Source organism: Microbacterium sp. MM2322, assembly GCF_964186585.1.
Taxonomy (GTDB): domain Bacteria; phylum Actinomycetota; class Actinomycetes; order Actinomycetales; family Microbacteriaceae; genus Microbacterium.
The window spans coordinates 150785-169328 of sequence record NZ_OZ075067.1 but is presented as its reverse complement, the minus strand read 5'-3'; the positions used below and the strand labels follow the sequence as shown (position 1 = coordinate 169328).

Genomic DNA, 18544 nt, shown 5'->3' with positions numbered 1-18544 from the left:
GGGGGTCAGCAGCAGCGGGCGCCCGGGTTGCGGTCCTGGTCGTCCATCTTCTGACGCCAGAACTGCCGCTCGGTCATGGGTTCCTCGTCGGGGTGAACCCGGCGGTGGTGCGCGACGTAGGTCCCGTAGGCCGTGTCGCCCATGAGCGTGGTCATGTACCAGCGGATGCCGCGGCCCGCCCGCACGACGAGGTCGAGTATCGCCCGCATCGGTGAGACCGCGGCATCCGTTTGTGCAGTCATGTCAGTGCCTGTTCGTCGCGCGCTCGTCGGCCAGGATCGGCTCCCACTGCTTCTCGAGCTCGCGCTCGTTCGACGACGCCAGCAACCCGGCGGGGGCGAAGCGGCGCGAGGGCACCGGCTCGTCCTCGTTGTTGTCCCCGCCGCCGCGGCGGATCGCGGCGATCGTGACGCACACCGCGGCGATGATCACGATGATGGCGAGCACCACGAACACGATCGACAGGGTGCCCTGGACGAAGGTGTTGCGGATGACGGCCTCCATGACCGCGGGCTCGCCCAGGGTCGTGTCGCCGGCGGCGAGGGCGTCGCGGTAGCGGAAGTGGTTCGACCAGTATCCGATCGCCGGGTTCGGCGAGAAGATCTTGTACGCCGACGCGGTGATCGTCACGACCGCGGCGAACGCGAGCGGCAGGGCGACGATCCACAGCCACCGCACGTACGACGGACCGCGCTTGGCGATGATCGCAAGGACGACGGCGAGCGCGATCGCGGCGAGCAGCTGGTTGGCGATGCCGAACAGCGGGAAGAACGTGTTGATGCCGCCGAGCGGGTCGGTGACGCCGAGGATGAGGATCGCTCCCCAGCCGGCGACCATGATCGCCGTCGTGATCCAGACGCCCGGACGCCACGAGACGTCACGGAACTTGGGGACCCAGTGGCCGATCGAGTCCTGCAGCATGAAGCGCGCGACGCGGGTACCGGCATCCACCGCGGTGAGGATGAACAGCGCCTCGAACATGATCGCGAAGTGGTACCAGAACGCCATCATCGCCTGGCCGCCGAGGGCCTGCTGCATGATGTGCGCGAGCCCGAGCGCGAGCGTCGGTGCGCCACCGGTGCGCGAGACGATCGACTCCTCACCGACGGCCGCCGCGGTGCTCGTCAGCATCTCGGGGGTGAGGTTCACCCCGGTGATGCCGAGCGAGTTCACGAACGCGACAGCGCCCTCCACGGTGCCCATCGTCGACGCCGCCGACGCGTTCATCGCGTAGTAGATGCCCTGGTCGATCGAGATCGCGGCGACGAGCGCCATGATCGCGACGAAGGACTCCATGATCATGCCGCCGTAGCCGATGAAGCGCGTCTGGCGCTCCTTCTCGACGAGCTTCGGGGTCGTGCCCGACGCGATGAGCGCATGGAAGCCCGACAGGGCGCCGCACGCGATCGTCACGAACAAGAAGGGGAAGAGCGGCCCCGCGAACACCGGCCCGGTTCCGGCGATGGCGAAGTCGGTCACCGCCGGCACCGTGATCTCGGGGCGGACGAGCACGATCGCGCCGGCCAGCATCACGATGACGCCGATCTTCATGAAGGTCGACAGGTAGTCGCGGGGAGCGAGCAGCAGCCAGACGGGGAGGATCGCGGCGATGAAGCCGTAGATGATGATGCCCCACGCGATGACGGTGCGGTCGAGGTGCAGGTACTCCTGGCCCCACGCCGTCTCGGCGACCCAGCCGCCGGCGACGATTGCGCCGATCAGCAGCACGAAGCCGATGATCGAGACCTCGGTCACCTTGCCGGGGCGGAGGTACCGCAGGTACAAGCCCATGAACAGGGCGATGGGGATGGTCATCGAGACCGAGAAGACGCCCCACGGGCTCTCACCGAGCGCGTTGACGACGACGAGCGCGAGGATCGCGACGATGATCAGCATGATCAGCAGCGAGGCGATGATCGCCGCCGTCCCGCCGATGCGGCCGAGCTCCTGACGCGCCATCTGGCCTATCGTCCGGCCGCCGCGACGCATCGAGAAGAAGAGCACCGTGTAGTCCTGGACGGCGCCGGCGAGGACGACGCCGACGATGATCCAGATCGTGCCGGGGAGGAAGCCCATCTGCGCGGCGAGGACCGGGCCGACGAGGGGACCGGCGCCGGCGATGGCGGCGAAGTGGTGGCCGTAGAGGACGCGACGGTCGGTCGGGACGTAGTCCTTGCCGTCCTGCTTGACCTCGGCGGGGGTCGCCCGACGGTCGTCGGGGCGCAGCAGGTGCTTCTCGATGACCTTCGAGTAGAAGCGGTAGCCGATGAGGTAGGTGGCGACGGCCGCGAACACGAACCAGATCGCGTTGACGGTCTCACCGCGGACGATGGCGAGCATCGTCCAGCCGAGACCACCGGCGAGGGCGATCAGCGCCCAGATGACGATCTTCGCGGGCGTCCAGCGGCTGTCCTTCGCCGTCTGCTCCTCGGTGAGGGCGACGGGGGGAAGCGAGGGATCCGGCTCGAGCGTGGCGGCCTTGCCACGGCGCGACGGTGCAGACATGGGTGACTCCTTCGGGGCGCGTCCTTGCGTACAGGCCAGGGTAGGAAGACGGATGCCGCTCCCCCACGCAACCGCCGAGCTCGCTGCGACGAGCGGCGCGACCGGCGCGACGAACGGCCAACTCGGCTCCGTCTGGCGGGAAGGCTCGCGCGGCGCTTACGGTTGACCCACACGACAGAGGGGGTCACCGTGGCACACGACGCTGCACCGACGGTCACGCGCAACGACGAGAAGAACCGCTACGAGATCCACGTCGACGGGGCGGTGGCGGGGTACACCCTGTTCACGGCGGACGGGTCGGGGCGCACCGTGATGCCCCACACCAAGATCGACCCCGCGTACAAGGGCCACGGCCTCGGCTCGACGCTGGTCGCGGATGCGCTCGCCGACCTGGCCCGCCGCGGCGAGGAGGTCGTGCCGCAGTGTCCGTTCGTCGCCGGATACCTGCAGAACCACGACGTGCCCGGACTCACCGTCGCCTCACCCGACGCGGAGTAAGGGATGACGCGCCTCGACGCCGACCCGACCGAATCGGTCGACGCCCCGACGGCCTGCGACGGGCCACGCTCCCTCCTGCTCACCGCACGGGAGGTCCCCCTCGGGGGCGTCCGCGGCATGCAGGTGCACCGCGCCCTGCCGCAGCGCGAGCTGCCGATGGTCGGAGCCTGGTGCTTCCTCGACCGCTTCGGGCCGCAGGTGACGACGATGCGCGTGGAACCCCACCCGCACATCGGCCTGCAGACGGTCACGTGGCCGTTCGCGGGCGAGACCCGCCACCGCGACGCGATCGGCTCCGACGTCGTCATCAAGCGCGGCCAGCTGAACATCATGACGAGCGGCGCCGGGATCGCGCACTCGGAGTACTCCATGGGCGACGAGCCCACCGTGACCGACGCCCTCCAGCTGTGGGTGGCGCTCCCCGAGTCGCGGCGACACGGCGAGCCCGACTTCGAGCGCCACACGGACCTCCCGATCGTGGACCTCGGCGAGGGAGCGGCGGCCGTCGTCGTGGTCGGTGAGCTCGCCGGCATCCATTCACCCGCCACCATGTACACGCCGATCGTCGGGGCCGAGGTCTACATCCCCGCCGGGGCGCGCATCCGGATCCCCCTGAACCCGGCCTGGGAGCACGCGATCGTCGGGGTCGACGGCTCACCCCTGGTCCATGCCGGCGACGAGCCGGTCGCGCTCGGCGATCACGATCTGCTCTACCTCGGTCTCGCACGCGAGAACATCGAGATCGAGGCTCCGACCGATGTCACGGTCTTCGTGCTCGGCGGCGAACCGTTCGAGAGCGACATCGTCATGTGGTGGAACTTCGTCGGTCGCAGCCACGAAGAGATCGTGTCGGCACGGGAGGAGTGGGAGGCGGACGCGCCGCGGTTCGGTCACGTCGTCACCCACGGCGACGAGCGGATCCCCGCACCGCCGCTGCCGACCGTCCGGCTCACCAAGCGTCGCCGGCGACCCTGACCCGCCGTCAGGTCGTCGCGTCGATGCGCACCGCGAGGCTTGCGGCGTAGCCCGCTCCGGCACTGCCCGTCACGGTGGCGAGCTGGAGCGCGCCTCCGTCGTCGCCGAAGACCATGTCGGAATCGAGCGAGAGCCGCGACAGGTTGCGTGCCGAATCGCCGTATCCGTCCTGCGCGTAGGCCGCGTCCGCCACCGAGGCGGGGAACGCCAGCTGCGAGGTGGCGATCGCCGTACCCGCGTCGGTGATCGACGCCTCGTCGGGGTAGACCTCGAAATGGATGTGCGGCCACCGGCCGGGGTAGCAGCCCGGGACGATCGAGGTGAACGTGACCTGGCCGTCGGCATCCGTCACCTGGACGCCGCGGAGCCACGAGCGGTCCTCGACCCCGCTCGTGTACATCGAGTAGCGCCCCTCCGCGTCGCACTGCCACGCGTAGACGGCGGCGCCGGTGAGCGGGCGATCGGCCTGCGCCATGTCGGTGAGGCGCAGCGTGAAGGTGAGGGCGACGCCCGCGACCGACTCGCCGCCGCCGATGTCGCTGCGGAGGTCACTGCGCACCACCCCGGCGCGTTCGAGCGCATCGGGCCCGTTCGAGCCGTCGCCGGGGTACGGGCCCGCGGTCTCCTCCGGGATCTCGCCGGCCGGCAGCGCGGCGTCAGCGCTCGCTGCCGGGGCTGAGGGGGCGACGGAGGGGGATGCCGCGGCCGAGGTCGCCGGCACGGTCGACCCGCGCGGGGTGCAGGCGGCGAGCACCGCCGCGCCGGCGACGATCCCGAGCGCACCGAACACGCTCCGGCGGGTCAGCAGCGTGCGGATGTCGAACGCGGCGCCCTGATCGACGACGTCGTCCTCGGGTCGATCGAGCAGACGACCCTCGAAAGCGGGACCGTCGGGGGTGTCGGTGGGGCGGGGACTGTTCATGGCGGGACTCCTCGTCTCTCGCCCCAGTGTCGGTCTGCCGACATTGGCGCACCAGTGGGGCGGCTATGAGCGGCATGTGGCTGTTTTGCACGGCCCGCCCTCTTCTCCTCCGCGGATAGCCTTGTGCCGTGCCCCGACACCCCGTCTTCTCCACGCGCGTGCTGCTCGTCTGCGCCGCGCTCGGAGTCGCCACCGGCCTCCTCGGCGGGGTCGCCGGCGTCGTCACGCCCGCCGTCATCGCGTTCGCACCCTGGGCGTACGGCGCGGTGCTCGGATCTCACGTGCTGCCGGGCATCATCGCGCAGCAGGTGTTCCGGATGCCGCTGGTCGCTCTCCTGACGCACGTGCTGGCCGCGCTCGTCGCCAGCGCCGTCAACCCGGCCTGGATCTGGCGCTTCCTCGGCACGGCGCTCCTGTTCGGCGCGATCCAGGAGGGTGTGGCTGCGCTCACCCGGTACCGCGCCTGGGGGCGCTGGCGCTTCTACGTCTCGGCCGTCGTGATCGGGATCGTGGTCGCCGGGGCCGTGGCCCTTGCCGCCGACCTGACGGTGCTCCCCACCTGGGCGCAGATCGCCTACTTCGTGATCTCGATCCTCGGTCCGGTCGCGTGGACCGCCGCCGGCCTCGGCGTGGGCTCGAGCCTGCGCCGGGCTGGGGTCGCACGACCGACCCTCCACGCCAGGTAAGGGTAGGCTAACCTGGGAGCACCCCTCCCGTTTGGACTCCCGTGACCTCTGCCGACTCCGGCGCCGCCGCAGCCCCGCTCGCCCCGGGAACGCCGCCCGCGCTTCTGTGTGTGCGAGACGTCGCAATCGTGCACGAGGGCGCGAAGACGGCGGTACCGGCATCCGTCTCGTTCGATGTCGGGCCGGGCGAAGTCGTGCTCCTGCTCGGTCCCAGCGGATCGGGCAAGTCGACCCTGGCGCTCGCCACGAACGGCCTGATCCCGCAGGCGGTGCCCGCCGAGCTCACCGGCACGGTCTCGGTCGCCGGACTCGACGCGGCGACGACGCCGGTGGCTGCGCTCGCCTCGCACGTCGGCATGGTCTTCCAGGACCCCGACGCGCAGCTCATCACCGGCACGGTCCTCGACGACGTCGCCTTCGGACCCGAGAACCTGCGGCGTCCCGTCGACGAGGTGCTGTCCCGCACCGAGCATGCGCTCCGGCGGATGGGACTCTGGGACAGGCGCCACGAGAACCCCGACCGGCTCTCGGGAGGCGGCAAGCAGCGCCTGGCCATCGCGAGCGCCCTCGCGCTCGGGTCCGACCTCCTCGTCCTCGACGAGCCGACCGCCAACCTCGACCCCGCCGGCATCGAGGACGTCTACGACGCACTCGCCGCCGTCGTCGCCGACGGGCGATCGATCCTCCTCGTCGAGCACAACCTCGACGCCGCCGTCGTCATCACCGACCGGGTCGTCGTGCTCGACGCCGCCGGCCGCACCATCGCCGACGACACCGTCGACGAGGTGCTCCGAGGGCGCGCCGAGGAATTGCACGCGCTCGGGGTGTGGCTGCCCGTCTCCGCGACCGCGGCGCTCGCCCTCCGCCGGGCGGGGTGGGACCTGCCCCGCATCCCGCTGACCCCGACCGAACTCCGCGAGATGCTCGAGGCGACCGACGCCCCGGTACCCAGTGCAGGTTCAGCGCCGCCGGAGGTCCCGAAACAGGGCGTAGACCCGCGCGTGGACCTGCACTCGGCACACCCGGTGATCGAGGTGCGCGGGCTCACCCTCCGCCGCGGCCGGCGCGAGGTGCTGCACGACGTCGACCTCACCGTCACGGCCGGCGAGTTCGTCGCGGTCGTCGGAGCCAACGGCGCCGGCAAGACGAGCCTGCTGCAGGCGATCGCGGGGGTCATCCCGCCGCCGCGCGGCGCCGTGCGGGTTGCAGGGACGGATGCCGCGCGCCTGGCACTCCGCGACCTCTCGCAGCGCATCGGGTTCGTGTTCCAGAACCCCGAGCACCAGTTCATCGCCCACACGGTCTTCGACGAACTGGCCCACGGCCTGCGCGGCCGGCACCTCGGCGAGGAGGAGATCCGCGCGCAGACGATGGCGGTGCTGACGCGGTTCGGACTCGAGAACAAAGCCGACGTCCACCCGTTCCTGCTCTCGGGCGGGCAGAAGCGGCGTCTGTCGGTGGGGACCGCGCTCGTCGGGGGCGCCCCGATCCTCGCGCTCGACGAGCCGACCTTCGGGCAGGACCGCGCCCGCGCCGACGAGCTCCTGCGCCTGCTGCGGGGGCTCAACGACGGCGGCACCACCATCCTCGTCGTCACCCACGACATGCAGCTCGTCTCGGAGTATGCGACCCGCACGATCGTCGTCGACGACGGGCGGATCGTCGCCGACGCCCCCACGCGGGACGTGTTCGCCGACGAGGCGCTGCTGCACCGATCGGGACTGCGGACGCCGCCGCTCGCCGCCGCGCTGCGCGGCGTGACGCGGCATCCGTCCCTCTCCGGACTCACCCGCCTCGCCGACCTCGAGGCGGCGCTCGGATGACCACGACGATCGACCCGTACGCGGTCGGGGCGCCCGTGCGTGGGTTCCTCGCACGACTGAGTCCGCTCGCCAAGCTCGCCGGGCCGCTCCCGGCGATGCTGCTGCTGATCTTCACGCGCGACCTCGCCACCCCAGCGGTCTTCCTCGGCCTGGCCTACGTTCTGGTGCTCGCGGGGGCGCGCCTGACCGGCCGTGTCGCGCTGCTGCTGTTCGTCGCGGTGCCGGTCGGGGCGGCGGTCATCGGCTTCGCCCTGTCGCTCTGGGCCGACCCGTCGCGGGTCGACCGGTCGGTGCCGATCCTCTCTCTCGGCGACTGGACGCTGTACCTGGGGGCGATCGAGATCGGGCTCGCGACGGGAATCCGGCTCGCCGCGATCCTCGCCCTCGGATTCATCGCCGGACTCACGACCACCGGCCCCGACCTCGTCCGCGCGCTCGTCCAGCAGCTGCGCGTGCCGTACCGCATCGGGTACACGGCCCTGGCCGCCTTCCGGTTCGTGCCGCGCTTCGGATACGAGCTCGAGGTCATCCGCCAGGCGCATCGGGTGCGCGGCGCGCACGTCGGCCGCGGCCCGTTCGCGGCGATCGCCCGGTGGTGGGGATACATCGTGCCGCTCCTAGCCGGGGCGATCCGTCACGCCGAGCGCGTGGCGCTGGCGATGGACGCCCGCGCGTTCGGCGCCCACCCCGACCGCACCGAGCGGTACCTGCTGCCCTGGCGCCCCCGCGACACCGTCTTCACGGCCCTGTTCTGGATCGCATCGGCCGCCGTCCTCATCGCCCTGTTCCCCTGGACCCTGTAAGAGAAGGAACCCGTCATGGCCCGCGCCAGCGCCCTCGTGAAGCCCGAGGTGCAGGAGCTCCTGCACCTCACCGTCGTACGCACCGAGCGGATCGCCCCGCACTGGATGCGCGTCACCCTCGGCGGCGGCGAGATCGATCGATTCACGTTCCGCGGCTACGACCAGTGGTTCCGGCTGTTCCTGCCGATCGGGGGCGAGGAGGGTCTCGACCGGATCCCCGCCAAGGCGAACGGTCTGCTGGGCTACCTCCGGTTCCTGCGCATCCCCGAGGGAGTCCGCCCCGTGATGCGCAACTACACCGTGCGCGCCTACCGCGCGGCATCCACCGATCGAGGTGCCGAGATCGATGTCGACTTCGTCCTGCACGGACACGGGGATGCCGCGGGCCCGGCATCGGGATGGGCCGAGCGCGCGCAGCCGGGCGAGAGCGTCGTCATCATCGACGAGGGTCTCGGGTTCAACCCCGCCCGCGGGGTGGAGCGGGTCGTGCTCGTCGCCGATGAGACGGGGGCTCCGGCGGTCGCCGGCGTGTGCGCGTCGCTGCCGGCATCGGCTACGGGCGTCGCGCTCATCGAGGCGCCGAGCGCCGAGGACACCCTCGCCTTCGAGGCCCCAGCCGGCGTCGACGTCCGCTGGCTCGTGCGCGACGCGGATGCCGCACCCGGCTCGCTCGCCCTCGCCGAGCTCGAGCGGCTCACACCCACACCGGACGCGCATCACTTCATCGTCGGCGAGCAGCACCTGCCGACCGCTGCACGCCGCCACCTCGTGGCGCAGGGCGTCGACAAGGCCGCGATCAGCTTCATCGGGTACTGGCGCACCGACCGCACCGCCACCGGCGGCCGGGTCGCCACCGCACAGACGGGACACTGACCATGGGCAAGATCACCACCGCCTACCTGCTCACCTGCGCCGCGATCGGCGTCGCCTCGGGCATCGTGCTCGCCGTCGGATGGTGGGTGTCGCTCGGCCTGTTCGCCACCGTCCCGTTCGCGAGCGTCGCGATCGCGGGCCTCTGGGTCATGCCGGCCGTCATCGCTCTGCGCCTACTCAACCGCCCGTTCGCGGGACTGCTCGTCGGGGTCATCTCCGGCCTCGTCCTCGCCCCGTTCTGGACGATCTCCGCGGTCGCGACGACCGTCTTCTGGTCGCTCTTCCCCGAGCTCCCCTTCCTGGTGACCCTCTACCGACGCTGGTCGACCTGGCTCCACTACGTCGGCGGCGCGGCCATCGGCATCGCCTACCCGATCCTGGCCGCGCAGTCGTTCGACCTGTGGTCGATGAGCCCGCCGCTCGTGGTGCTGTTCATCGCACTCTGCACGGTGAGCTGCCTGGCGGGGACGTGGGCCGGCATCCGTATCGCGGACCGACTGCGGGCCGCCGGCGTGGCCCGGCTGGCGCGACGACGGGCGCCCCAGACAGCCTGAACGGATGCCGCGCGCCGGCCCTCGTGCGCCCGGGATCGTCGGTGCTAGGGTGAGGCAACTTTCCCGCAGGGCCCCGGCTCCCGATGCCGCAGGCCGCACCCGAACGCGGGAGCGGCTCGCGTTTCTGAGGAGGCCCGCGTGACCACGACTCCCGTTCATCTGACCCGGCAGGACGGCAAGGGATTGGCCTCGGGGACCCTCGGTCTCTGGGGCTCCACCGTCATCGGGCTCGCCTCGACCGCGCCGGTCTATTCGCTCGTCGCGACGCTCGGTTACGTCGTCCTCGCCGTGGGCGGGCAGGCGCCCATCGCGCTCGTCATCGCCTTCGTGCCGATGCTGCTCATCGCCTTCGCGTATCGCGAGCTCAACAACGCGGTGCCCGACTGCGGCACCGCGTTCACGTGGGCGACGAAGGCGTTCGGACCGTGGGTCGGCTGGATGGGCGGGTGGGGCGTCGCGATCGCCGGCATGATCGTGCTCGCGAACCTCGCCCAGGTCGCCTCGGTCTACTTCTGGGCCCTGCTCGGCCAGGAGTTCGAGGAGCCGAACGACTGGCGGATCATCGTCGTCGCGGTCGCCTTCATCGCCGCCATGACCTGGATCTCGTGGCGCGGGGTCGAGATCGGCGAGCGCATCCAGAACATCCTTCTCGGCATCCAGTACCTGGCGCTGATCGTCTTCGTCGTCGCTGCACTCACGCAGTTCTTCGCCGGTTCCGCACCGGGCGCGACGGCTTTCGACTGGCAGTGGCTGAACCCGTTCGCCTTCGGCGAGTGGGGCGGCTTCGTCGAGGCGATCCTCCTGTCGATCTTCATCTACTGGGGCTGGGACACCTGCCTCGCCCTCAACGAGGAGACCCGCGATCCGAAGCGCATCCCGGGCCTGGCCGCGCTCCTCACCTGCGTGCTGCTCCTGGTGACCTACGTCACCGTCGCAATTGCCGCGATGATGTACGCCGGCCTCGGCGAGGACGGCCCGGGCCTGGCCAACGACGCGAACGCCGACGACTTCTTCCTCGGCATCCGCGATGGTCTGCTCGGCCCGTGGGGCTGGCTGCTCGTCGTCGCCGTCCTCATCTCCGCCGTCTCGTCCACGCAGACGACCATCCTCCCGACCGCACGCGGCACGCTCGCGATGGGTGTCTACCGGGCGCTGCCGGCGAAGTTCAAGGACGTCCACCCCGACTACCGGACGCCGTCGTTCTCGACCCTCGTCATGGGGGTCGTGGCGAGCGTCTACTACGTCGTGATGACCTCGATCAGCGACGCGATCCTGCAGGACACGATCCTCTCGCTCGGCCTCGCGATCGCGTTCTACTACGCCCTCACCGGATTCGCCTGCGTCTGGTACTTCCGGGCCGACCTGTTCCGCTCGGCACGCGACTTCTTCTTCAAGGGGCTCTTCCCGCTGATCGGCGCGCTCATGCTCACGTACGCGTTCATCCAGTCGGCGATCGACATGCTGGCCCCGGACTACAGCTACTACGGCACCCTGCTCGGCGTCGGCTCGACGTTCGTCGTCGGCATCGGGGCACTCGCACTCGGCGTGGTCCTCATGGTCGTGTGGTTCTTGTTCCCGCGCTCGAAGCGGTTCTTCCGCGGCGAGAGCCTCAACCGCGAGACCCCGGTCCTCGTCCCCGACGACACGAGCTCCCTCCCCCGTTCGATCGACGGCGGCATCTGACCGCCCGAAAGGATCCCCCGCCATGCGCATCCTCATCATCGGGGCGGGCGGTGTGGGCAGTGCTGCCGCCCGCATCCTCCGTCGCCGCGACTTCTTCGAGACCGTCGTGATCGCCGACTACGACCCGGCGCGCCCGCAGGCCCTCGTCGACGAGCTCGGCGACGAGCGGTTCCACGCGGCGCAGGTGGATGCCTCGAGCGCCGAGTCCGTGGCATCCCTCATCCGCGAGCACTCCGCCACCCATGTGCTCAACGCGGTCGATCCGCGCTTCGTCATGCCGATCTTCGACGGCGCGTTCGCGGCCGGCGCGACGTACCTCGACATGGCCATGAGCCTGTCGGTGCGGCATCCGGATCGCCCTTACGAAGAGGTGGGCGTGAAGCTCGGCGACGAGCAGTTCGCGAAGGAGCAGGAGTGGAAGGATGCCGGGCGCCTCGCGCTCGTAGGCATCGGCGTCGAACCCGGCCTCTCGGACGTCTTCGCGCGCTACGCGGAAGACGAGCTGTTCGACGAGATCGACGAGCTCGGCGTCCGCGACGGGGCGAACCTCGTGGTCGCCGGGTACGACTTCGCGCCCTCGTTCTCGATCTGGACGACGATCGAGGAGTGCCTCAACCCACCGGTCATCTACGAGGAGAGGAAGGGCTGGTACGTCACCGAGCCCTTCAGCGAGCCCGAGGTGTTCGACTTCCCCGACGGCATCGGACCGGTCGAGTGCGTCAACGTCGAGCATGAAGAGGTGCTCCTCATGCCGCGGTGGACGAAGGCCAAGCGCGTCACGTTCAAGTACGGCCTGGGCGACGAGTTCATCGAGGTGCTGCGGGTGCTGAACAAGCTCGGCCTCGACAAGACCGCCCCGCTCACCGTGAAGGGCGTCGAGGTCTCGCCGCGCGACGTGGTTGCCGCCGCCCTCCCCGACCCGGCGACCCTCGGCGACAAGATGAGCGGCAAGACGTGCGCGGGCGTGTGGGTGACCGGCACCGGCAAGGACGGTCAGCCGCGCTCGACGTACCTGTACCACGTGGCCGACAACGAAGAGACGATGCGCGAGGACAACTCGCAGGCCGTCGTGTGGCAGACGGCCATCAACCCGGTCATCGCGCTCGAGCTGCTCGCCCGCGGCACGTGGTCGGGCACGGGCGTGCTCGGCCCCGAGGCGTTCGACGCGAAGCCGTTCCTCGACCTGCTCGCCGCGCCCCGGCCCGAGGGCTACGGCTCGCCGTGGGGGATGCGGGAGCAGCCGCATCCCGTCGCGAGCGACGCCTGACAGCGCGCGAGGTCCCGCTTCGGCCGGGAAACCGGGGCGCATAAACGGCCCGATCGGGACCTCGAGGGCGACTCAGCGCCGGTACGTGGTCATTGCGCGGTCTCGGGAGACCTGCGCGGTGAGACCTGCCGCCTCGAGCAGGTCGACCGTCCGGCGGGACAGGGGCGGCAGGGCGGGATGGCGGATGAGTCCCACCAGCAGGGTGCGGTGCGCCGCGGCCGTGCGCACCTCTACCCGCGCGTACTCGCCGCGCTCGCGCCAGCGGAGCATCTCGATGTCGCGGTAGGCGAACCGCTCCTCGCGCGCTCCGGATGCGAGGCGGACCTCCCCGGCGCCGAACGTGATCGTGTACTCCCCGGACCTGCGGCGGAAGACTGCCCACAGGCACAGGTACGCCAGACCGGCGAAGGGAAGGGCGACCAGGATGACGAGGGTGCGCGGGCCGAACCGCGCGACGACGTCGGAGAAGCTGATCACCACGGCGACGACGGGAACGGCGGTGACCACGACCGCGAGGACGATCAGGCCGGCCAGGCTCCGGATCGACATCGGCACCGCCCGGACGTCCAGGACGGCGCCGTCGGTCGGCGCAGCGCGCCATTCGAGGGTCGACTGCTCCTGCGGCGGACGCCGCCGGCCGGTGTGGGCGCGGCCGAGGAAACGACCGAGAAGGGCGATCCAGGTCCACGCGGCTGCCGGCGCCGCAGCGATACCGCCGGCGACGACGACCGCTCGCAGCAGCGGGTCATCCGGCGGTTCTCCCCATGAGCCGACGCCAGCGAGCACGATCCCCGCCGAGATCGCGACGAGGAGATGGATGACGAGGCCCGCCACGCCGAGACGCTCGACCGCGTCGACGAAGGCCACACCGATGGCCGAGCCGCCGAGGACGGCCGCGAGGATCGACCAGACGTCCAGGTCGGACGTGGCCAGCATCATCGCTGCGACGAGGGCGAGCAGAAGGAGCCCTGCCCCGAACGCGACCGACGGGAACGCCCACGATCGACGTTCGGCGGCGGCATCCCTCACGAGGGTCGATCGTACGGGGCGGGCACGGCGAGGTCCCACTTCGGCCGGGTCACGACGACGCATACCCGGCCCGAGTGGGACCTCGATCCGCGGTCAGCTGAGGTCGACGGCGACCGACACGCCCTCGGTCGCCGACCGCTGCGCGGCGTCGGCGAGCAGCAGGGCAGCGCGGCCGTCGTCGAACGTCGGGCTCGACGACTGCTCGCCGCGCACGAGCGCGATGAACTCGGCGAGTTCGGCCCGGTACGAGGGGGTGTAGCGGGTGACCATGGATGCCTCGAACGGCGCACCGGCTGCGACGCCGTTCGCGTTCGAGAGGCTCACGAGACTCGTGCCCTGGTTGGCGACGGTGAGGTCGCCCTCGCTGCCGTACGCCTCGATGCGCTGGTCATAGCCGGTGGTGCTGTGGCGCGAGTTCACGATCGTGACAAGAGCGCCCGAGGCGGACTTGAGGATCGCCGTCGTGGTGTCGAAGTCGCCGTGCTCGCGGGCGCCCTCGTCGAACGTCGTCGTACCGAAGGCGGTGACCTCGATGATGTCGGGCAGGAAGAAGCGCGCCATGTCGAAGTCGTGGATCGTCATGTCGCGGAAGATGCCTCCCGAGACGGCGACGTACGACGCCGGCGGCGCCGAGGGGTCGCGGCTGATGATCGTCAGCTGCTCGAGGCGTCCGATCTCGCCGGCGACGACGCGGTCACGCGCCGTGCGGAAGCCGGGGTCGAACCGGCGGTTGAAGCCGAGTGCGACGGGCACACCGGCGGCGGCGACCACGGGACGGAGCGCCTCGACGCGGGCGATGTCGAGGTCGATCGGCTTCTCGCAGAGGACGGGGATGCCGGCCTCCACCGCGGCGCGGATCAGGTCGACGTGCGTGGGGGTCGGCGAGGCGACGAGCACGGCGTCGACCTCACCCGAGGCGAACACCTCGGCGGGATCGGTCGTGGTCTTTCCGCCGTACTGGGCGGCCAGACGCTTGGCGCCGTCGATGAACGGGTCGGCGATCCACGCCAGCTCGGCGTCGGGGGATGCGGCGATGCTCGCGGCGTGCACCTGGCCGATGCGTCCGGAGCCGAAGAGTCCGAAGCGGACGGGGGTGGCGGTCATGTCGTTCCTGTTCGTCGAGAGAGGGGGAAGGGTCACACCCACGCGCGCAGGGCGTCGCGGTTGGTGATCTGATCGGCGGAGCGGGCGGTGACGAAGGCGTCGAGCGCGACGTCGGGTCCGTTGAGCACGTCCTGCTCGACGACGACCCAGCCTTCGTACCCGCGGGCGTCGAGGGCGGTCATGACGGCGGCGAGGTCGATGTCGCCCTGGCCGAAGGCGACGAACGATCCGCCCGACCAGACCTCCGGCATCCCGCCGCCGGCGGCGAGCACCCGGCGGAGGGCGGCGAGGTCGACGTCCTTGAGGTGCAGGTGGTTGATGCGGTCGCCCCAGCGCTCGACGGCGGCGAGCGGGTCGCCGCCCGCGATGAAGAGGTGACCGGTGTCGAGGGTCAGGTCGACGTCGGTGTCGGCGACGAATCGGTCGATCTCGTCGGGCGACTCGACGAACGTCCCGGCGTGGTGGTGGAACGTCGGCTCGAACCCGGCGTCGCGGACGAGGCGCGCGGCGCGGGCGACGTTGTCGGTGAGGCGGCCCCAGGCATCCGCGTCGAGCCGGTCGACCTCGGCGCCGCGACCCGGTGCGCCACGGCGGAGCGAGGAGCCGTCGTCGGCGAGAGTCGGCAGCGGCAGGGGGCCGGCGCCGGCGTCGGCACCCGCCGAGAACTGCCGGAGCGCGGCGCGCAGGTCGGGGAGGGCTGCGGCGAACGCCTCGTCGTCCGAGAACGGCAGCTGCACCCAGCCGCCGGCAAGCCCGAGGCCGAACCGCTCGAGGCGGTCACGGAGCGCCGCGTTCTCGCCCAAGAAGCCGAGGGGACCCAGGTCGATGCCGGCGTAGTCCGCCTCGGCGAGTGCCGCCATCATCGCGTCGGGCGAGATCGTCTCGGCGCCCTCGGGGGTCAGCTCGAAGACGCCGAAGCTGACCGGTGCACCGGCGACGACCGCCTTCATCGCTGACCTCCCCCGAGGAGGGGGCGCTGCGCGGCGCGTTCGCCGACGTAGGCTTCGCGGGCCCGTTGCGTGGACTCGATGGTCGACACCTCCGGAACGGGCACGTCCCACCATCCGGCGTTGTCGGGCGCGTAGACGAGCGGATCACTGTTGATGTGGATGAAGGTCGAGCGGTCGGATGCCTTCGCGGCGGCGACCGCGGCGGTCAGGTTCGCCGCGGCATCCGGTCCCTCCGCGATCTCGACGACCTCGAGCCCGTAGCTGCGGGCGTTCATCGCGAGGTCGACGGGGAGCACGTCGCCGCCCTGGAAGTTCTTCGCCGCCGGGTCGTAGGTGCGGTACTGCGTGCCGAAGCGCTGCGACCCGACGGTCTCGGAGAGGTGGCCGATCGAGGCAAAGCCGTGGTTCTGGATGAGGACCACGATGATCTTGATGCCCTCGGCGACCGCCGTCACGAGCTCGCTGTTGAGCATCAGGTACGACCCGTCGCCCACCATCACGATGACGTCGCGGTCGTCGCCCGCGGCTTCGAGTCCACGCTTGGCGCCGAGGCCGCCGGCGATCTCGTAGCCCATGCACGAGAACGCGTACTCGACGTGATAGCCGAGCGAGTCCCGCACGCGCCACAGCTTGTGGAGGTCGCCGGGCAGCGATCCGGCCGCCTGCACGATCACGTCGCGCGGGTCGGTCGCGGCGTGGACCGCGTGGATGATCTCGGGCTGGCCCGGGCGGTCGGCGCCCGACCGCGCGAAGGCGCCGTCGACGATCTCGTCCCACTCGGCCTTCTGACGGGCGATCTGCTCGGCGTGCTCCGCCGAGACGCGGAAGCCCTCGAGCTCCCGCGCCAGCGCGATCAGAGCCTCCCGAGCATCGGCGATGACCGGGAGTTCCGACCCGTGCTTGTAGGCGTCGAAGGCGGCCACATTGATGTTGACGAACACGACGTTCGGGTTCTGGAACGCGGTCCGCGACGCCGTCGTGAAGTCGCTGTAGCGCGTGCCGATCCCGATGACGACGTCGGCCTCGGCGGCGAGCCGGTTGGCCGCGAGCGAGCCGGTCGCGCCGACCCCGCCGAGGTACTGCGGGTGGTCCCAGGCGAGGGACCCGCCGCCGGCCTGCGTCGTGCCGACGGGGATGCCGGTGGCCTCGACGAACGCACGGAGCTGCTCCTCGGCCTCGGAGTAGATGACGCCGCCGCCCGCGACGATGAACGGCGTCTTCGCCGAGCGGATCGCGGCGACCGCCCGCTCGAGCGGTCCGCGCTCGGGGAGCGGCCGGCGGATGTGCCACTCCCGGTCCTGCAGGAACTCGATCGGCACGTCGAGCGCCTCGGCCTGGACGTCCTCGGGGAGCGCGATCGTGACGGCGCCGGTCTCGGCGGGGTCGGTGAGCACCCGCATCGCGGCGAGCGCGATCGAGTAGAGCTGCTCGGGCCGCTGCACGCGGTCGAAGAACTTCGAGAGCGGACGGAACGCGTCGTTGACCGTGAGCCCGATGTCCCACGGCTGCTCGAGCTGCTGCAGCACGGGGTCGGCGACGCGCGTCGCGAACGTGTCGCTCGGCAGCAGCAGCGCGGGCAGGCGGTTGGTCGTCGCGAGGGCGGCTCCCGTGAGCATGTTGGCCGCGCCCGGACCGACGGATGCCGCGGCCGCATACGTGCCGCGGCGGCGGTGCATCCGGGCGTAGCCGACGGCCTGGTGCACCATCGCCTGCTCGTTGCGGGCCTGGTGGTACGGCATGAGGTCGGGATCGTGGACGTTCAGCTGCGTGAGCGCCTGACCGATGCCGGCGACGTTGCCGTGACCGAAGATGCCGAAGACCCCGGGGATCGTGCGCTCGCGCACGTCGCCGTCGACCGTCCACTGGTGGGCCAGGAACTCGATGAGCGCCTGGCTGACCGTCATCCGCTTCGTCTCTGCCATCAGGATCGGCCTTCCTCTGTCGGGTACGGGAGTCGCGGATCGACGTCCTGCTCCGCCCATGTGTCGCGGACCCACGCGTGCGCGGGGTCGTCGCTGATGAGCCATGCCCGGTCGGGATCGGGCCCGGCCATGACGTTCAGGTAGTACAGGTCGTAGCCCGGCGCAGCGACGGCGGGGCCGTGGTAGCCGTAGGGCACGAGGGCGATGTCGCCCGTCCGCACCATCGCGTTGATGTCGATCTCGCCCGCGGGCGACGAGTAGGTGCTGAACATCCCGAAGGCGGTTTCAGCGGATGCCGCGGACCCTGCCACCGGCGCCGACTCGAAGTAGTAGATCTCCTCGAGGCGCGACTCGTGCCCCGGAACGTGCTCGTCGTGCTTGTGCGGCGGGTACGACGACCAGTTGTCGGCGGGGGTGATCACTTCGCAGACGATGAGGCGGTCGGCATCCAGCGCCTGCGGCGTCCCGAAGTTGTGCACCTGACGGCTCGACGATCCCGCTCCGCGGAGCTCGACCGGAGTTTCCGCGGCGGCGATGTAGCGCCACGGGTGACGAACGGATGCCGGGGCCTCCGCGACGGCCACGCGGCCCCGGCCCGTGAGGGTGGCGGTGCGCCCGACCGGCAGGTAGAGCACGTCGGTCGGGCCGTCGAACACCGACCGGCGACCGTGCAGCCTCGTCCACTCGCGGTCGGCGCCGTGTGCGTGGTCGGCATCGACGTGGACGATCTCGAACGATCCCGCGAGCGGCACGATGATGCGCTCGACATCGGTCTCGGCGAGTTCCACCGCGTCGCCCTCGGTGAGGTCGGCGACACGGATGCCGGTGTGCTGCCAGCCGGGCGTCTCCCGACCGACGACGCTCTCCCAGCCGCCTGCGGCCAGGTCGCCGCGGCGGTGGAACCAGGTGTTCTCGATGCTCATCTTCGCGCTCTCGGAATGCCGCCGCCG

At 71.1% G+C, this 18544-nt stretch carries 17 protein-coding genes; 9 read left to right on the top strand and 8 right to left on the bottom strand.

Annotation, left to right across the window (positions count from 1 at the left end):
- Window positions 1-5: 5 nt before the first annotated feature.
- Together ABQ271_RS00860 and ABQ271_RS00855 are read right to left on the bottom strand one after the other, a co-directional pair.
- A complete protein-coding gene (locus ABQ271_RS00860; RefSeq protein WP_349309681.1) occupies window positions 6-242 on the bottom strand; it encodes a YbdD/YjiX family protein in 237 nt (78 codons plus the stop codon).
- A 1-nt stretch (window position 243) separates the two neighbouring features.
- Window positions 244-2505 (bottom strand): carbon starvation CstA family protein, encoded by a 2262-nt coding sequence (locus ABQ271_RS00855; RefSeq protein WP_349309680.1) that lies wholly within the window; start codon window positions 2503-2505, stop codon window positions 244-246.
- A 189-nt stretch (window positions 2506-2694) separates the two neighbouring features.
- On the opposite strand from ABQ271_RS00855, the gene ABQ271_RS00850 reads away from it, so the two are divergent.
- Complete coding sequence (locus ABQ271_RS00850) at window positions 2695-3003, top strand: GNAT family N-acetyltransferase (protein ID WP_349309679.1); 309 nt, start codon at window positions 2695-2697, stop codon at window positions 3001-3003.
- Window positions 3004-3006: 3 nt separating this feature from the next.
- The gene (locus ABQ271_RS00845) at window positions 3007-3978 is read left to right on the top strand and encodes a pirin family protein (protein WP_349309678.1); all 972 of its coding nucleotides are present in this window, start codon (window positions 3007-3009) and stop codon (window positions 3976-3978) included.
- 7 nt (window positions 3979-3985) lie between these two features.
- Here ABQ271_RS00845 and ABQ271_RS00840 read toward each other — a convergent pair whose 3' ends face one another.
- On the bottom strand, window positions 3986-4900 hold the full coding sequence (locus ABQ271_RS00840; protein ID WP_349309677.1) for an intradiol ring-cleavage dioxygenase: 915 nt from the start codon (window positions 4898-4900) through the stop codon (window positions 3986-3988).
- Between the two features lie 128 nt (window positions 4901-5028).
- Here ABQ271_RS00840 and ABQ271_RS00835 point away from each other — a divergent pair, with 128 nt between their 5' ends.
- The 7 genes from ABQ271_RS00835 (at window position 5029) to ABQ271_RS00805 (ending at window position 12589) form a co-directional block, all read left to right on the top strand.
- Window positions 5029-5586, top strand: a complete 558-nt coding sequence (locus ABQ271_RS00835) for an ECF transporter S component (RefSeq protein WP_349309676.1) — start codon at window positions 5029-5031, stop codon at window positions 5584-5586.
- A gap of 41 nt (window positions 5587-5627) precedes the next feature.
- Window positions 5628-7409: an ABC transporter ATP-binding protein gene (locus tag ABQ271_RS00830; RefSeq protein ID WP_349309675.1), complete on the top strand. Its 1782-nt coding sequence runs from the start codon at window positions 5628-5630 to the stop codon at window positions 7407-7409.
- Complete coding sequence (locus ABQ271_RS00825; RefSeq protein WP_349309674.1) at window positions 7406-8212, top strand: energy-coupling factor transporter transmembrane component T; 807 nt, start codon at window positions 7406-7408, stop codon at window positions 8210-8212. Before ABQ271_RS00830 ends, ABQ271_RS00825 begins: the two co-directional genes overlap by 4 nt.
- Window positions 8213-8227: 15 nt before the next feature.
- Window positions 8228-9085, top strand: a complete 858-nt coding sequence (locus ABQ271_RS00820; protein ID WP_349309673.1) for a siderophore-interacting protein — start codon at window positions 8228-8230, stop codon at window positions 9083-9085.
- Window positions 9086-9087: 2 nt separating this feature from the next.
- Window positions 9088-9639, top strand: a complete 552-nt coding sequence (locus ABQ271_RS00815) for an ECF transporter S component (protein ID WP_349309672.1) — start codon at window positions 9088-9090, stop codon at window positions 9637-9639.
- 138 nt (window positions 9640-9777) lie between these two features.
- Complete coding sequence (locus ABQ271_RS00810; protein ID WP_349309671.1) at window positions 9778-11322, top strand: APC family permease; 1545 nt, start codon at window positions 9778-9780, stop codon at window positions 11320-11322.
- A 22-nt stretch (window positions 11323-11344) separates the two neighbouring features.
- Window positions 11345-12589, top strand: coding sequence for a saccharopine dehydrogenase C-terminal domain-containing protein (locus tag ABQ271_RS00805; RefSeq protein ID WP_349309670.1), 1245 nt, complete (start codon window positions 11345-11347; stop codon window positions 12587-12589).
- A gap of 72 nt (window positions 12590-12661) precedes the next feature.
- On the opposite strand, the gene ABQ271_RS00800 is transcribed toward ABQ271_RS00805, so the two are convergent.
- The 5 genes from ABQ271_RS00800 to iolB all read right to left on the bottom strand — a co-directional run bounded on the left by ABQ271_RS00800 (window position 12662) and on the right by iolB (window position 18517).
- Window positions 12662-13618: a hypothetical protein gene (locus ABQ271_RS00800; protein ID WP_349309669.1), complete on the bottom strand. Its 957-nt coding sequence runs from the start codon at window positions 13616-13618 to the stop codon at window positions 12662-12664.
- Window positions 13619-13711: 93 nt separating this feature from the next.
- A complete protein-coding gene (gene iolG / locus ABQ271_RS00795; protein ID WP_349309668.1) occupies window positions 13712-14722 on the bottom strand; it encodes an inositol 2-dehydrogenase in 1011 nt (336 codons plus the stop codon).
- A 32-nt stretch (window positions 14723-14754) separates the two neighbouring features.
- The gene (locus tag ABQ271_RS00790) at window positions 14755-15672 is read right to left on the bottom strand and encodes a sugar phosphate isomerase/epimerase (RefSeq protein ID WP_349309667.1); all 918 of its coding nucleotides are present in this window, start codon (window positions 15670-15672) and stop codon (window positions 14755-14757) included.
- On the bottom strand, window positions 15669-17594 hold the full coding sequence (gene iolD, locus ABQ271_RS00785) for a 3D-(3,5/4)-trihydroxycyclohexane-1,2-dione acylhydrolase (decyclizing) (protein ID WP_349309666.1): 1926 nt from the start codon (window positions 17592-17594) through the stop codon (window positions 15669-15671). The genes ABQ271_RS00790 and iolD overlap by 4 nt, the downstream gene beginning before the upstream one ends.
- Window positions 17594-18517, bottom strand: a complete 924-nt coding sequence (iolB, locus tag ABQ271_RS00780; protein WP_349309665.1) for a 5-deoxy-glucuronate isomerase — start codon at window positions 18515-18517, stop codon at window positions 17594-17596. Before iolB ends, iolD begins: the two co-directional genes overlap by 1 nt.
- Between the last annotated feature and the right edge of the window lie 27 nt (window positions 18518-18544).